At 56.2% G+C, this 14,223-nt stretch carries 15 protein-coding genes and 1 pseudogene; 9 read left to right on the forward strand and 7 right to left on the reverse strand.

What is annotated here, in order from left to right:
• Nucleotides 1–232: 232 nt before the first annotated feature.
• Complete coding sequence (locus AC0JZ8_RS00095) at nucleotides 233–1,138, reverse strand: LysR family transcriptional regulator ArgP (RefSeq protein ID WP_471891266.1); 906 nt, start codon at nucleotides 1,136–1,138, stop codon at nucleotides 233–235.
• A 96-nt stretch (nucleotides 1,139–1,234) separates the two neighbouring features.
• On the opposite strand from AC0JZ8_RS00095, the gene AC0JZ8_RS00100 reads away from it, so the two are divergent.
• The 8 genes and pseudogenes from AC0JZ8_RS00100 to AC0JZ8_RS00135 all read left to right on the forward strand — a co-directional run bounded on the left by AC0JZ8_RS00100 (nucleotide 1,235) and on the right by AC0JZ8_RS00135 (nucleotide 7,359).
• Nucleotides 1,235–1,843: a LysE/ArgO family amino acid transporter gene (locus AC0JZ8_RS00100; protein WP_471891267.1), complete on the forward strand. Its 609-nt coding sequence runs from the start codon at nucleotides 1,235–1,237 to the stop codon at nucleotides 1,841–1,843.
• A gap of 14 nt (nucleotides 1,844–1,857) precedes the next feature.
• A pseudogene (locus AC0JZ8_RS00105) lies at nucleotides 1,858–1,995 on the forward strand (LysE family translocator); the annotation flags it as partial.
• A gap of 16 nt (nucleotides 1,996–2,011) precedes the next feature.
• The gene (locus AC0JZ8_RS00110; RefSeq protein ID WP_471891268.1) at nucleotides 2,012–2,926 is read left to right on the forward strand and encodes a dihydrodipicolinate synthase family protein; all 915 of its coding nucleotides are present in this window, start codon (nucleotides 2,012–2,014) and stop codon (nucleotides 2,924–2,926) included.
• A gap of 190 nt (nucleotides 2,927–3,116) precedes the next feature.
• Nucleotides 3,117–4,103: an MFS transporter gene (locus AC0JZ8_RS00115; RefSeq protein ID WP_471891269.1), complete on the forward strand. Its 987-nt coding sequence runs from the start codon at nucleotides 3,117–3,119 to the stop codon at nucleotides 4,101–4,103.
• 704 nt (nucleotides 4,104–4,807) lie between these two features.
• Entirely contained in the window at nucleotides 4,808–5,320 is a 513-nt protein-coding gene (locus AC0JZ8_RS00120) for a hypothetical protein (protein ID WP_471891270.1), read from the forward strand.
• An 8-nt stretch (nucleotides 5,321–5,328) separates the two neighbouring features.
• A complete protein-coding gene (locus AC0JZ8_RS00125) occupies nucleotides 5,329–5,931 on the forward strand; it encodes a hypothetical protein (RefSeq protein ID WP_471891271.1) in 603 nt (200 codons plus the stop codon).
• A gap of 245 nt (nucleotides 5,932–6,176) precedes the next feature.
• A complete protein-coding gene (locus tag AC0JZ8_RS00130) occupies nucleotides 6,177–6,779 on the forward strand; it encodes a hypothetical protein (RefSeq protein ID WP_471891272.1) in 603 nt (200 codons plus the stop codon).
• Nucleotides 6,780–6,828: 49 nt separating this feature from the next.
• Nucleotides 6,829–7,359 carry a sugar O-acetyltransferase gene (locus AC0JZ8_RS00135; protein WP_471891481.1) on the forward strand — a complete coding sequence of 177 codons (531 nt, stop codon included), beginning with the start codon at nucleotides 6,829–6,831 and terminating at the stop codon, nucleotides 7,357–7,359.
• A gap of 158 nt (nucleotides 7,360–7,517) precedes the next feature.
• On the opposite strand, the gene AC0JZ8_RS00140 is transcribed toward AC0JZ8_RS00135, so the two are convergent.
• Both AC0JZ8_RS00140 and AC0JZ8_RS00145 read right to left on the reverse strand, forming a co-directional pair.
• Nucleotides 7,518–8,018: a helix-turn-helix domain-containing protein gene (locus tag AC0JZ8_RS00140; RefSeq protein ID WP_342366134.1), complete on the reverse strand. Its 501-nt coding sequence runs from the start codon at nucleotides 8,016–8,018 to the stop codon at nucleotides 7,518–7,520.
• An 82-nt stretch (nucleotides 8,019–8,100) separates the two neighbouring features.
• Nucleotides 8,101–8,310 carry a hypothetical protein gene (locus AC0JZ8_RS00145; RefSeq protein ID WP_471891273.1) on the reverse strand — a complete coding sequence of 70 codons (210 nt, stop codon included), beginning with the start codon at nucleotides 8,308–8,310 and terminating at the stop codon, nucleotides 8,101–8,103.
• A 176-nt stretch (nucleotides 8,311–8,486) separates the two neighbouring features.
• On the opposite strand from AC0JZ8_RS00145, the gene AC0JZ8_RS00150 reads away from it, so the two are divergent.
• On the forward strand, nucleotides 8,487–9,680 hold the full coding sequence (locus AC0JZ8_RS00150; protein WP_471891482.1) for a GGDEF domain-containing protein: 1,194 nt from the start codon (nucleotides 8,487–8,489) through the stop codon (nucleotides 9,678–9,680).
• Between the two features lie 297 nt (nucleotides 9,681–9,977).
• On the opposite strand, the gene AC0JZ8_RS00155 is transcribed toward AC0JZ8_RS00150, so the two are convergent.
• The 4 genes from AC0JZ8_RS00155 to AC0JZ8_RS00170 all read right to left on the reverse strand — a co-directional run bounded on the left by AC0JZ8_RS00155 (nucleotide 9,978) and on the right by AC0JZ8_RS00170 (nucleotide 13,952).
• Entirely contained in the window at nucleotides 9,978–11,168 is a 1,191-nt protein-coding gene (locus AC0JZ8_RS00155) for a putative bifunctional diguanylate cyclase/phosphodiesterase (RefSeq protein ID WP_471891274.1), read from the reverse strand.
• Complete coding sequence (locus AC0JZ8_RS00160; RefSeq protein ID WP_471891275.1) at nucleotides 11,092–11,754, reverse strand: GAF domain-containing protein; 663 nt, start codon at nucleotides 11,752–11,754, stop codon at nucleotides 11,092–11,094. Before AC0JZ8_RS00160 ends, AC0JZ8_RS00155 begins: the two co-directional genes overlap by 77 nt.
• 136 nt (nucleotides 11,755–11,890) lie before the next feature.
• Nucleotides 11,891–12,316: a BLUF domain-containing protein gene (locus AC0JZ8_RS00165; RefSeq protein WP_471891276.1), complete on the reverse strand. Its 426-nt coding sequence runs from the start codon at nucleotides 12,314–12,316 to the stop codon at nucleotides 11,891–11,893.
• A gap of 4 nt (nucleotides 12,317–12,320) precedes the next feature.
• Nucleotides 12,321–13,952 (reverse strand): putative bifunctional diguanylate cyclase/phosphodiesterase, encoded by a 1,632-nt coding sequence (locus tag AC0JZ8_RS00170; protein WP_471891277.1) that lies wholly within the window; start codon nucleotides 13,950–13,952, stop codon nucleotides 12,321–12,323.
• Between the last annotated feature and the right edge of the window lie 271 nt (nucleotides 13,953–14,223).

Below are 14,223 nucleotides of genomic sequence, written 5' to 3' on the forward strand. Positions count from 1 at the left end.
GCATTCCAATTAAGGCGTATTAATGAGAATGGTGTACTGGTGGCGTCTCCAGACGGCCTCTTCGCCCGTCCAGGAGCTTCTCGGCGAGAGCCAAATCCACCAGCTCGAAGTGGTTCGGCGCACGAGTACGCGGCGGCTTATGTATCATAGGCTTAGCCAATCACCTGAGAATCAGCGGTTCGATTCCGTTCAAGGCGTTGGGCTCAACAATGTCTGTAATCGGCCTGAGCACTCATTCCGCCTGAGCAAGAGAGCGCCTGGCAACATCCACGATTGTCGATGTCAACTTAGCAAGACGATCCGCTGCCAACCGGTTGATGTGCCAATATAAGGGAATATCCATAGGGGTATTTGGGATTAGCTCAACGAGGCGACCAGCTGACAAGTGGTCTCTGGCGAGGAAGACAGGGTTCATCCCCCACGCCATACCCATCAGCGTGGCGTGGAGAAAGCTTTGGGTCGATGGCAACCAATGTGTCGGCAAATTCACGTCAGCACCGAGCGTGCGGCGAACCCATTGCAATTGAAGTCGATCTTTTTGGCTGTACGTCAGCGTAGGCGCATCGGCCAACGCCTCCGGTGTAACTCCGTCGGCAAAGTGGCCGGCAATGAACTGCGGACTAGCGGTCGCGTGGTATCGGAGTGCGCCAAGCGGGAAACGCCGACAGCCCGATATGGGCCTTTCCGAACTTGATACAGCTGCAACAACTTTCCCCTGCTGAAGCCAATCTCCAGTGTAATCTTCATCATCGACTGAGATGTTCAGAAGGTAGCTCGACGATTTCGAGAACTCCGACATCGCTTCTAAAAACCATGTCCCGAGACTGTCGGCATTGGTGGCGATCCTTATGGTGACCCGTTGTAGAGGGTTGTCTTTGTCAGCTAGCGAGGGCAGTCCTTCGAACAGGTCGTGCTCCAGCATGCCGACGTTTTCCATATGACGACAGAGCTGTTCGCCTTTTGCTGTCGCCACGCAGGGCGAGCCGCGCACCACAAGCGCTGCACCGACCCGCTCCTCTAGCTGCTTGATGCGTTGCGATACAGCCGAGGGCGTAACGTTCATCGCAGCGGCTGCCTTTTCGAAACTGCCGGATTGAACGACAGCCAACAGAACACGAAGCGCGGAGTAATCGATCATTAGTTTCACTTAACCTACGTTAGACGGTTTAAGTAGCCTAACCCTGACCGTGGGTCTATCTCCGCTTGGACCTCATCGACAATTGAGCAAGTTCATATGGATTTTATGACCTATTTCACCGGAATGACTGTAGGGCTGAGCCTGATCGTCGCCATCGGTGCGCAAAATGCATTTGTATTGCGGCAGGGACTTCGAAACGAATTCGTCTTCGCGGTATGCCTGGCCTGTGCCCTTTCCGATGCTATCCTCATCGTCGTCGGCGTCACCAGTCTGCAGCAGATCGTGGAAGTTCTGCCGTGGCTCGATCCTGTCATGCGGTATGGCGGCGCTGCTTTTCTGATCTGGTACGGCGCCAAAAGCTTCATGTCGGCGTTGAGAGGCTCCAGCGCGTTGGAAGTTAGTGATAGCCTATCAACCAGCTTTGCAAAAACGATGGCAATGGGCCTGGCTCTCACATGGCTGAATCCACATGTCTACCTCGATACGGTCGTGCTGCTCGGGACAGTCTCGACACGGTTTCCCGAACACCGATTCGAGTTCGCCGCTGGGGCGGTGACAGGGTCTTTCCTGTTCTTCTTTTCCCTTGGATACGGCGCGAGATGGTTGAGACCCCTCTTTTCCCGACCGTTGTCCTGGCGCATTCTCGAAGCCGTCATCGGATGCGTCATGTGGCTGATCGCGTTCAAGCTGCTAAGTCGCGTCTGATTTCAAGCAAAGGAACCATCATCGGCGGTTACGCTTTGCTGTTCTCAACCGCGCCGATGATCCGTATCTACCGTCGCGCCCGCCGCTGGATCGAGGGCACCCTCGCAGTCGTGTATGGAGCGGTAAGCGTGAAGCTTTTGCTTTCGCGCTGATAACGAAGGAAACCTGATGACCCTGTTTCGAGGCCTGTCGGCATTCCCAATCACTCCCACTGACCACGCTGGCGTTGTCGATGCGTCAGCATTGGCGATCATTCTGAACCGTATCAAGGAAGCGGGCGCGGATTCCGTCGGACTTCTCGGCAGCACCGGGGGATACGCTTTTTTGTCTCGTGATCAGCGACGTCGCACCGTGGAAACAGCGATGACGACGGTCGGTGGGAAGATACCCGTCATCGTCGGTGTCGGTGCGCTGCGAACAGACGAGGCTCAGGCGTTGGCAAGGGATGCTAGAGAAGCGGGGGCCAACGGTCTGCTCCTTGCTCCTGTGTCCTACACGCCTCTTACAGAGCAGGAGGTCTACGAGCACTACGAGGCAGTCGCTGACGTCGGACAGCTTCCCCTTTGCGTCTACAACAACCCAAGCACCACGAAATTCACGTTCAGCGTTAGACTGATCGAGAGGCTCGCCAAGGTTCCAAACATCGTGGCCATCAAGATGCCGCTGCCCGCCGATGGGGATTACTCCTCCGAGATGGCCACTATCCGACGTCACACGGCATCTACTTTTGCGACTGGCTATAGTGGAGACTGGGGTTCTGCCGACGCGCTGCTGGCAGGAGCCGACGCCTGGTACAGCGTTGTCGCAGGGCTTCTGCCATCAGAGGCTTTGGCACTCACCAGAGCGGCTCAATCCGGCGACATCGAGGGAGCGGAGCGCGTCAACAGGGCGTTCGAACCGTTGTGGTCTCTGTTCAAGGAGTTCGGAAGCTTTCGTGTCATGTACGCAATCGCAGAGATAGTTGGGGTAGGAAGCTTCGAGCCGCCCCGTCCAGTTCTGGGGCTTCAACCTGAAGCACGCGTCCGGGTCGCAGAGGCAGTCGATGCACTGCGTACTGCGGTCAACTCATCGGCTGTGCAATAGCGTGGTCAGTCCAGTCGATACATCGGAACAGGGCAGCGCCGTCCCCGGCGGCAGTGAACGATCAAAAAAGTGGGCGCTTGTCCGTTGGTACGCTTCATCGGCCACACTGACAGTGCCGCAGGCTGCGGGACCTGTCGCCTTTTCATTCGTTGCGCTCAGCCTTACTGGAGATACCAGGGGCGGCGCAGCCATGATTTTAGCCATGACGGTCGCGCAGATGGTCGGCGCTGTACCGTTGGCGCGAGCCGGAAAGAACCTATCGGCCGCGACGATGTTCAGGCTCCTGGTCTGCTTTCGCGCCGTAGCTTTAGCCGCGATTGTCATCGGTGCAGAATATCAGCTTCCGTTTGCATGGCTGGTGCTGTTCGCCGGGGTGGCAGGCTTGGTCAACGGCGCAGCATATGGCTATCTGCGATCATTGCTGAACCAGATCGTCTCAACCACGCGACTGCCAAGATCGCTTGGGATCGCGTCGACGCTCAACGAAGTAACGTTTGTCATGGCCCCGGTAGCGACGGCCGGGCTGTCGACTTTCCCACCGATAGTTTCGCTCGTTGCGCTGATGATCCTTGGGTCGTTGCCTGCAATCTTTGTTCCGTGGACCGCTGCACATGGTGTAGATGAACCTCCGACATTCAGCGGGAGAGTTATTACCCCCGCAGTGCTCTTGTGGTTCGCGTGTGCTGCAGGAGGTGGCGCGACGGTCGCCGTCATTGAAATCGGAGCCGTCGCGCTGGCACTGAACTTTGGTTACGAACCGCCTCTAGCCATCCTGTTCACAGTGCCGCTCTGCATCGCGTCCGTCGCCGGAGGCATCTGGATAAGCGTCCGAAATCGCATGGCTTCGCGAAAGGTCGTGCTGGTTCAGCTTGCCGTGATGGCTTGTGGGTCGGCGCTCGCAGCAGCCAATCATTCGATGGCGGTAACCATTGCTGGAACGCTGCTCATAGGTGCAGTGCTCACGCCTCTTGGCACCTACTACTCGCTGGCTCTAGACGCTCTTGCACCGCCTGAACGACGACCGGAAATCTTCGCGCTCCTGCGGACTTCCCAGGCAATCGGCGTTGTATTCGCAAGTGCATTGCTTGCGTTGGTGGGGCTATCAACAGCGATGGTCTGGGTGACCGCGCTTATGATTGCCGTGACTACCATGGTAGCAGTCGCGTCTCGTGGATGAGCGTTCAGTATATTGGTTAGCGTGAGGTTGACTACGAATTGCGACGATTGAAACTATTTTTCGGAGTGGGGCGTAGAGTCGCTTATGACCAACGATCACCCGAGATTATGGCTTGCAGCGGCTATCGAGGCAAAAAGCCATAGGCAGATGTATGCAATCGCTATGGAGATCGGGGAGGCCGGAACTTTGGCTTCTCCGGAGATTCGGAAGGCTGCTCGAAATCTCGCTCGTTCGCTCCACGGCGTTATCGAACTACCGATTGCGGACGCAAGCGTGTTAGCGAAAGCTGACCGACGGTTCGCTGTGTTGTGCGAGCTTTTGAAGAAAGCTGCTTCTGGAACACCGCCAGGTCTCGCTGCGTAAGCGGATCTCAAGAGAGTACGGATGGCTTAGCACTGAAACTCCAAGCTGCAAATGCGGGTAGGGGTGCGCTGGCTGATGAGGCCGACGGCTTTGTCTATTGCTGGTTAGTGGAAATAACGGTGAGTTTGGCGCTGACAAAGTCGGTGAAAATGCTGTGCGACCTGAAGTCGCGAGGCTGCTGGACGTGTTCATCGTCGACGATGGAGCGGCACATACGAATTTGCGTCCCGTCTAAGCCGTTCCACAATTGCGCGTCTACTCCTGCTAGGCTGCCGTTCACTTTTCTCCTTCATTCCTAAGCATCGTGTATAGGCAGAAGCCGCAGGGAGCCATCGCGCCACATGTCATATCGCACCATCCTCCCGCAGCTCATAGCGGCAGCCCTGATCCTTCTTGGTCCGCCGCTTGCCGTCGCAGAGGAGCCGGCCTTGCCGCCAGGTGCCGAGACCGCGGGTAATGCGTTGCCCAGCGAAATCATGCTGCGCGCGGCACCCTTGATGCAGGCGGGCAATGGTGACGAGGCGACGTTCTGGTTCTATGCCGGACAACTTCGATGGCGCTCACGCCTGAGCGGCGGCCCAGCTCAGGACCCGACCGGCGAACCCGCTCTGTTCTCGTCGCTGTTCGAGACACTCGGGCCGCCCGTCAATAATTGGGCTTTCGGAGATATACCCAAGCTCCAGCTGACGATCGACGCCGTGCTTCTTTGGGACGAACGTTATCCTGATCCTTCGCTGGATCCGGCCGTACACGAGCGGATGCGGGCAGGGCTGACGGCCCTTCGAGACCAGATCGGCCGAGAAGCGGACATGATCAGAGCTGAGCGCGCCTCACGTGGTCTGGAGAACCGATAATGCTGCGCATGAGGTGTTGCATCGACATGGAACGCTTGTCCCGCCTGCTGCTCGCCTCCGCGATGCTACTTGCCATCCCCGGATCCGCATCGGCGCAGGATGGTCCTGTCGCGGTTCCGTTGCGCAGCGGCCTGGAAGGCGCACTGCGCGGCTGCGAGACTTGGGTCCTCGACCCGTCAAGCTGGGTGAACGGTCCGACGCGCTTCCTCGCGGCCATCGATCTTGGCAGCGCGGTGTACGAGACCGAGAAACTGCCCGAGCCGCTCCTCCCCCCTGAGCCCCTCCGTCGCGGCAACCGCTACTGGCGGATCAATGCCGGACCCAACGAGGGTTACGCGCTGGTGGTCTCGCGTGACATCCCGATGTGCCACATCACGGGCGGCGGCGGGGTCGACTTCCAGCCGGCGGCCGAAGCCATGGCCGCCTCGCCGGACTTCTCTGATCATTGGGAGCGCATCGGCGAGAAGCGCCAAGAGGGCATGGTCTCGACCTTCTTCCGACTGCGTAAGGAGCCAAAGCTGGCGCTGGTCCTCAGCCGTGCCGACGCACCGGGTGCACGACGTGACCGCGCCCAGGTGATTGCGACGGCGACATACGACCTTGGTCGCTGAGGCGACGCAACTTCGTCTGGCCAGCGTGATGGAAACGGTAAAACAAGAACCTCACCGCCCGGCGGGATCGGTCCCAGATGGCGCAGCACACGGTCATAGTTCTGATCGCTCGGGGAGTAGCGAAACTCACCATGTCCGACGACGGACCCGTCTTCGTTTTTGGCTCGCAGCCATAGGACCAGCGTGCCATCTGGCTCGCGATGCGCTGAGCCGATCGACGCCTCCGCGGAAGGAGGAGCCGGCGCATGCTCCTGCAAATTGGCTCGCCGGTTGGCGGACGCCGCCAACGCTTCCAGCACTGCGACGAAACGTGGTCTCGGACAATCGGAGCCAACCTCCTGCAGGACGTCGTCGCCATCGAACAGGGCGACGCTGCACAGTTGGTCGGTCGGCTCGCCGATCATTGGCGGATCGGGATCCGGCATGATCCAGACCTCGTTCCCGGACGCAATCATGTTGCGCCGCTCGTCATCCGAAATGGCATCGGTGCGTTCGCTTTGGATCTTCACCGGCCCTTCCGCATCGGACAGACGGGTTGTTGCCTGCCGGATCGTCATGAGGTCGAGATCAATGACGATCCAGCGAGCCAGCGGCGACAGGACGTTGCCGGTCGTGACCAGCATCCCGTGACGCGGAAGTTCACCGGCAGGAAAGTCATCGAATACTATCGTACCGTTTCAGACACAAATGAAGTGAACGAAACGCCGATTAGACGCAGAACAAAAGCGGGCGTTCGCCTTGGCTCCAGCAAAGAACTCTCACGCTGTAACGGAATGCTCTCGGTCGAGAGTTTCCTAGGAAATGTGTTTCCCGCAATAGCATTGCCCTGCTGCAGCGTAAGAGTTTAAGACCGCGTCCGTTGGCACGAGCGGAGGAATGCCTTTGAAAAGCGAACGCATGAAGATGGAAGCGGGAGAGTGGTATTGCTGCATCGATCCTGAACTCAATGCGCTGCGAAATTTGGCGAGACTTGCCGTGCACGCTCACAATAGTATGCCGCCAAACGAGCGGGGAGCAATGGCCCCAGAACTTCGCGTCTTGTTTGCCGAGCCGGGTAATGCGTTCATCGAGTCACCATTCCACTGCGCCTACGGAATGAATATCAAACTTGGAGACCGCGTTTATATCAACGCAGACTGCGTCATACTTGATACCGCATTGGTCTCGGTAGGCGACGGCACGATGTTTGGACCTGCAGTCCAGATATATTGTCCAGAACACCACCAAGATGCGGCCCTACGCAAGGCGGGGCTCGAAATTGGGCGGCCTATCACCATTGGCAAGGATGTCTGGATCGGAGGAGGTGCCATAATACTTGGCGGGGTGACTGTCGGCGATGGAGCGACCGTGGGCGCGGGCTCGGTAGTAACCCGGAGTGTGGCGACCGGGGTTACGGTTGTCGGAAATCCGGCGCGACCGATTCGCTGACGACGAGCTCACGGTCATGTTAAGTCAGATGGGGTATAGTGAGGTTGGCAATGCTATGATCACCCCGCCGGCTTCGGCCTGGTCGGGACATGATGCCCCGACTTTAAGGCGAATGTCTAATGGGGGAAACGGCGGTATCCGTTGGCAAGACACAAGCGCTACGCATCGGTACCACCGCTGTCGTCACCGTCCTGTCCGGGCTGAAGTACGAGTAGGAGCGAAACGATCTTCGAACGCATCGAACGCGGAAGCTTACTCATTGCATCGATGACGTCGTATCCTTCCTTGCTCGATCTATAAGACTGTTGACGTTCGAGGCTTGCCATGGATTCTCCAGCCATCTTGTCGCTGAGAGCCAGATCCTCGAAGAAGTACGTTATTGGCGTCTCAAGAGCGATCGCTATCTCGTAGAGCTTCGACGTGCTTATACGGTTCGTCCCTCGCTCATATTTCTGCACTTGCTGGAATGTAATCCCCAACCCGTCCGCGAGGTTTGTCTGAGACATTCCTACCTCGTTTCGCCGCATCCGGACGCGGCGGCCCACGTGAATATCGACAGGGTGCGGGCCCTCAGCGTTCATTTTGCCTCTGCTCATCGGTCCCTCGTGTTTCAATCGCGACTCAACGAGAGCCAAGCTGCCAATAGCACAGGCAATCATCGATTACATTCGACAGAGACGGTGATGAAAGCGACCTAACTGGTCTCCTATGTCGCGAAAGGACCCGGCTGTGAGCACAAGGTCAGTTTGCCACACCTGTAGCGATTTTTATATTGAAGGCAAAACTGACTGTGGCGACTGATCGTCCTTGTTCATCGCTGATGTCCACCTGCAGATCCTCAGGCGGAGGGAAGTTTTTACAGACAAACTGGGCGAGCGCGGTTACGCCTGTCTCAATGGCCTCGTGCGAGTTCATGGCTTCGATCTCAACTTCCGCCTCTTTGCCGTCCAAACATGCCGACTTCCTTCGGCTGATCGGATATCCGCCATCGATGGGCAAGACTACGCTGGTCGGTCCCCCACTACATCGTCCTCCAATGGCGAAGCGACTTACCATGCTTTTACCTTTCTTCGTTATTTAGCATGCCCAGTGCGAGTTGTGCGCGCGGAACTTTGATAGTGACAAACATGAACGGCGCAGCTTTCTTTCTAGCAGTGAATTTTATTATAGCCGTATCGTTCAGTACGGTATTTGTTGCCGTTGCAACCCGCAGCCGCTCTCGAATAGCTACGCTGTGGCTGGCAGCAGGATTCGGTGTCGCTTCTCTCTCAGCGATCTGTGAGCTTTTGGTGGCTTACGCGTCGATGACGAAGTTCTGGGCGCTTGGCGCTTTTTCGACCTTGCTAGTTGGGATGGTACTGCTTGCGGTTGGCATCTGTCGTCTTCACGGGCATCGGCCAAACACGTTGGCAGTTCTAGGGTTTGTACTTGCGTGCCTTGTGTTGTCTTGCGCCATATACGACTTACCTCGTGGAAGCATGACGCAAGCTGTCTTGTACCAAAGCCCGTTCGCGATCGTATTTCTCCTCAGCGTCTGGTCACTCCTTACATCGCAGAGGCGTCAGGCAATTGACCGCTTCCTTACTGGCTTGCTTTTATTCACCAGCTTTCATTTTTTGATGAAAGCGGGGTTAGCCGTGCTTGTTGGGTCTGGTGCTACCGCCAAGGACTACATTCACACAAACTACGCTATAATCTCACAAGGCGTGACTGCTGTGCTGGTCGTCGCTGTCGGACTAACACTTCTTACCACACTTGTGTTGGATATCATGGCAGACGAGAGGAGCAATTCAGAGGGCGACATGCTCTCCTCTCTGGCTAACAGGCGGGGCCTTGACCGGCGTGTCGCTTCAATCTTAGCGAAATACCCCGAAGGCAAGCACGCCGTTGTCCTTTGCGACCTCGATCGGTTCAAAAGGATCAATGATGCTTACGGCCACCATGTCGGTGACTTGGTGATCCAGGGTTTCGGACGAATGTTAAGTAGATCGGTTCCTGAAAATGCCGCCTCCGGACGCATAGGAGGTGAGGAGTTCGCGGTGTTCTTGCCTAACACGGAAATCGAAGTCGCGGTACGTGTGGCTCAGACGCTGCGCACAGCAACCATGGCCTTGCCTGGCCTTCCAGATGACCTTCAGGTCACTGCCAGTTTCGGTATCTCGACACTCACATCTTTTGACGGACTGAGTGAAGCCTATCGTCGAGCTGACGAGGCACTCTACAAAGCGAAGCATTCAGGCCGAAACAGGGTCAAGATAGCGAGCAACGACTACGCTCTGCCCAGCCCGACACGAGCTCTAGCTGTGCCTCGATATGAATAAGCATTGCTTACCCGACTGAGGGCGCCATTACAAATGCATACGCGCGCAGTTGATACTCCGTGCGTAGATGTTTTGTGAATAGTCCTGACGCGTAGGGCCCAAAAGGGCTTTGCATCTTCGCTACGAGCATGGCCGGTAAAAAGTCTGTATCATACCAACGGTCATCTTTTATGTTTGCGCATCTTGCACGTGTGGTGCAGCGATCTAGGTATCGGGGCCGCGGTCGTCTGGTGGGGCGTTGCCTGCCTGTAGTGCGTTTGCTTGTGAATTGTGCTCGTGAGAATTTCCGCAATCATCTTACGCAACCTTGGCAGGTTCTGTCCTGGACAAGAACCAGTGTTGGAAGGATCGCGCGGTTAGCGGTTTTGAGTAGAGATATCCCTGTACTTCATCACAGCCCATGTCCGTCAATGCATCCGCTGTCTGAGCCGTTTCAACGCCTTCTGCCACAACCCGATAGCCGAGGTCATGAGATAGCGCGATCATTGAGCGGACGAGACTTTCGTCACGCTCTCCAACGTCAAGATTTCTGACAAACGACTGGTCAATCTTCACGACCGTCGTGGGCAACCTTTGGAGGTATGATAAACTGCTGTAGCCGGTTCCGAAGTCATCGATCGAAAGGGTAATGCCGGCGTCGGCCAAAGCCTGCAATTTCTGCAATGCAGCGCCCGCATCCTTCATTACCGCGCTTTCGGTGACTTCTAATTCAAGGAGCGATGGATGGATGCCGTAGCGAAGCAGCGCTACGATCACCCGTTCTACAAAGTCCTCCTCTTCCAGATTTGCCGACGAGACGTTGACAGATATAGGGACCGTCAGTCCTTGTTTTATCCACGAGCGTACCTGACGAAGCGCCGTATCAAGAACCCAGCTGGTCATATCTCTGACGTGCGTCGAGCTCTCAATAATAGGGACGAACTCCCCTGGAGATATGCTCCCCAGTTCAGGGTGGTACCAGTGCAAAAGCACTTCAGTTGCGACGCACTGCCCGGTCGCAAGTGAGAGGCGCGGCTGGAATACCAACGACAATTGCCCGTCAGCCAGTAATGCAGAATCAAAATCTTGCAGCAGCCTGAAACTGCGACGGTGTCTGTCATCGCTTTCGGCTGAGAAAACATCAACCTGCATGCCGTTCAGGCGCGCATCTTGAGCAGCGCTACCCATAGCCCTCAAGAGGTCATCCGGATCAATACCAGCACCAAATGGCGCCATGCCTGCAACGGGTGTCATCATGAACTGGAAGCTTAGGGCCGCTTGCAGTCCCAGAAGCAGGGCAGTGACATCATCGATGCACTTTTCCCGGACGCGTTCAGTCGTTACGACCGCGAACTGAGTTGCCGAAATATGATAGGCAGTGCGTCCATCCAATTTCGTCCTCAGAAAACGTGCGGCCTCTCTGACGCCTCTATCAATCTCCGCAGGACCAAGCACACGAGACAGGTGGTCGATCTGTTTGGTTTCGGCCAGGTCTATGAGAACCAGCAAACCGCTGGATGTCGCCGGTATCATCCTGCCCAATGTCACTGATGTCGTCCAAAAATTGTGTTCTGTTCGGTAAGCCGCTTATCGGATCAATACGTCCAAAGGCATGTTGCAACTCGATCTGTGCCATGACCATGGCTGCAAGGTCCGTCAGTGATGCAATTTCTTCGGTGGTTGTTTCTCGGGGCAATGTCCCGAGAACACACAGCGCCCCGAGCCCAAACCCGTCGCGTGTAACCAAGGGGGCCCCGGCGTAGAAGCGGATGCCACTTTTACCAAGCGGGCTGTACTTGTAACAATCATCCTTCGCCATGTCTGGGATCACCAGGACGTCGGTGCTTTCAGCAACCTGGGCACAGGGGGCTCGATCTCTGGGTATGGTTTGATGGTCAACGCCGACACGAGACTTAAACCACTGCCGATCAACGTCGGTTAAGGAGACAGCTGCGATTGGGAGATTGAATATTAGGCTCGCCATCCTTGTGATGCGATCAAAGCTCTCGCTTACTGGTGTGTCCAGCAAATCGAGGTTGTACAAAGCATCGAGACGATTAGCCTCTTCTATTTTGATCATCTGACGTTCATCCAAGGCTTGCACTCCCAGGATTACCTAGTGCGGTAAAAGAATTGAGATATGAATAAACTAAGCTTTCGAACTCTGTGCGTATGCTCGGAATAGCTTATATTCAGATCGTCATGACAGTCGCTCTCTTCCCATCAGAAAGCTAAGCGGCCTCTTCCTCAATCGCGAGCTCTTTCAAGAGCGAATGGATTTCATCGCCACTCAGTCGGGAAGGATCGAACCCGCTGGAGGAACCGATACCGGCGAAGCGCTCAGCGTGCATATCCGATCGGCCGATAAAGCCCATCGCCCAGTTCGGGAAAGACCGATGGCCTATTGGGTCTAGTGCGAGCAGCGAGACATCACCGTGTCGCTCGTCCTGTTGGATACGCTCGAATGCGGCTTCTACTCTGTCCAGAGGTCCTTCGAGGACCTGGGCAAAGCACCCCGCATTAAACAGGAGCGCGCCGGTAATCTCGTTGCGCTCGTTGTTCACCCGGCTTTTGGCCAGGATCTCGTCGACATTCGAAGCAAATACTGCTTCGTCGTGGGCGATATGATTGCGGCTATAATAGACGAGCCGGTACATGCTGCTAGCCATGAATGAATTCCTTTTTCTCTAAATCGTTTTGCGCCAGAAAGGCAGGGACTTGATCAGTGCCCATTGGCCGACCGGTGAGATATCCCTGGACGTGCGTGCATCGCTCGCCGCGGATCCGCGCCAGCTGTTCAGCGGTCTCGACGCCCTCGGCTGTGATGGCCATGCCGAGGCTCGTGCCGAGACTTGCGATCGATCGGAGGATTGCCTCGCTATCAGCGTCGTCGCCGGCAACAAAGGAGCGATCAATCTTGATCTTGTTGAATGGGAACTTCTGTAGATAACTCAACGACGAATAGCCGGTCCCGAAATCGTCCATCGAAATCTTAACACCTAGATCGCGCAGGGCCCTCAGCGTCTGAATAACGTTGTTAGTATCATCGAGCAGCGCACCCTCGGTGATTTCGATTTCAAGTCTTTGAGGTGGCAATCCCGAGTTCTTAAGCGCCGATGCGACTGTCTCGAGCAGCGTGTCGGCCTTGAACTGAAGCGGTGAGACGTTGACAGCAACGATCATCTCACCGGGCCAGGACATAGCTTCGATACAGGCAGTACGCAGCACCCACTCGCCGATCTTCACGATCAAGCCATTCTCTTCAGCAACCGAAACGAACGAAAGAGGCGGGATATTACCCTTGATCGGATGCTCCCAGCGCAAAAGCGCCTCAAAGCCGTCCACGCTATTGGTGGCAACGTTGAGAAACGGTTGGTAGTTTAGCTTAAACTGCTTAAGCGCCAACGCACGACGCAGATCGATCTCCATTTCGCGGCGACCGAGGAGCAGAGCATCCATGCCGCTCTCAAACATGCGGTAACGGCCACGCCCGGCCTTCTTGGCCTCGTACAGAGCAAGGTCACCATTGCGCAGTAGGTCACGCGGCTGGATCGCATTGGTCCCAAGTGCGACGCCGACGCTCGCGCCGATATTTATGGTGTGGCCGTTGATGACATATGTGCGGCCGACGAGGTCCACGAGGCGAGATGCGAGCGTCACGGCCTCCACCTCCTCAACGACGTTATGCTGCAGGACAACAAATTCGTCTCCGCCTAACCGAGCGACGATGTCACCCTTGCGACAAGCAGCCGTCAGGCGGTCGGCTACCTTCTTCAACAGGAGGTCGCCCACCGCATGTCCAAGCGTGTCGTTGACCATTTTAAAGCGATCGAGATCAAGGCAGTGAATGGCGACCGACGAGGCAGCCGGACCGTCGCTTAGAGCAAGAGAGAGGTGGGACAGAAGTGCGTTGCGCTTCTTAAGACCAGTCAGCTCGTCCAGGGTTTCTGGCATCTCGGCGACCGGCGAGTCGCTCGGAGTTCGCAGATCGATAAGGAAGCGCCCTTCGCCGAGGGGAGCAAACGCTGCTTCGAACTTCTCGCCGTTCAATGAGGTCAGGATAGCGGATGGGGTGCCTGTAAGCCAAAACGTAGAGCCCGGAAACAGCGAGTGTACGTCACATCCAACAACTGCTCCGAATACAATTTGGCCTGCCAAATTTGAGTAAATGACGATAGCATCGGCGTCGGCGACGAGGACGGGATGCGGCAAGTTTTCAAGAACCTGCTCGCCACTCGGCGTTCCAGGGGAATACTGTGCAGACCTGTTTGGTGAAAGTGTAGCAAGTGACATGACGGCCTACCAGTGCGAGTTGTCCGAAAGTAAGTGGAAGATATTACTCAACAATAGCTTCATTTCCGAAAATATGAGGGTTCCTGGCGACAAAGTTAGTGACTGCTGAACGAATATTAGATCTAGCTTAGGTAGATGGAGACGCCGGGGTTGGCGCAACAAGCTTACTGGAGAAATGCCGAAGAGCGGCTCCTGAGGTTACGCCACATTGTCTATTATCGTGGAGGGTTAGGCAATTCGCGGACTGATTTTTAAGCGTAAGCAGGCTGTT

The sequence above is a fragment of the Velazquezella soli genome (assembly GCF_977018685.1).

Coding starts and splice junctions, on each gene's coding strand:
- AC0JZ8_RS00095 (WP_471891266.1), bottom strand. CDS start 1,138: ATGATCGATTACTCCGCGCTTCGTGTTCTGTTGGCTGTCGTTCAATCC.
- AC0JZ8_RS00100 (WP_471891267.1), top strand. CDS start 1,235: ATGGATTTTATGACCTATTTCACCGGAATGACTGTAGGGCTGAGCCTG.
- AC0JZ8_RS00110 (WP_471891268.1), top strand. CDS start 2,012: ATGACCCTGTTTCGAGGCCTGTCGGCATTCCCAATCACTCCCACTGAC.
- AC0JZ8_RS00115 (WP_471891269.1), top strand. CDS start 3,117: ATGATTTTAGCCATGACGGTCGCGCAGATGGTCGGCGCTGTACCGTTG.
- AC0JZ8_RS00120 (WP_471891270.1), top strand. CDS start 4,808: ATGTCATATCGCACCATCCTCCCGCAGCTCATAGCGGCAGCCCTGATC.
- AC0JZ8_RS00125 (WP_471891271.1), top strand. CDS start 5,329: ATGAGGTGTTGCATCGACATGGAACGCTTGTCCCGCCTGCTGCTCGCC.
- AC0JZ8_RS00130 (WP_471891272.1), top strand. CDS start 6,177: ATGCTCCTGCAAATTGGCTCGCCGGTTGGCGGACGCCGCCAACGCTTC.
- AC0JZ8_RS00135 (WP_471891481.1), top strand. CDS start 6,829: ATGAAGATGGAAGCGGGAGAGTGGTATTGCTGCATCGATCCTGAACTC.
- AC0JZ8_RS00140 (WP_342366134.1), bottom strand. CDS start 8,018: ATGATTGCCTGTGCTATTGGCAGCTTGGCTCTCGTTGAGTCGCGATTG.
- AC0JZ8_RS00150 (WP_471891482.1), top strand. CDS start 8,487: ATGAACGGCGCAGCTTTCTTTCTAGCAGTGAATTTTATTATAGCCGTA.
- AC0JZ8_RS00165 (WP_471891276.1), bottom strand. CDS start 12,316: ATGTACCGGCTCGTCTATTATAGCCGCAATCATATCGCCCACGACGAA.
- AC0JZ8_RS00170 (WP_471891277.1), bottom strand. CDS start 13,952: ATGTCACTTGCTACACTTTCACCAAACAGGTCTGCACAGTATTCCCCT.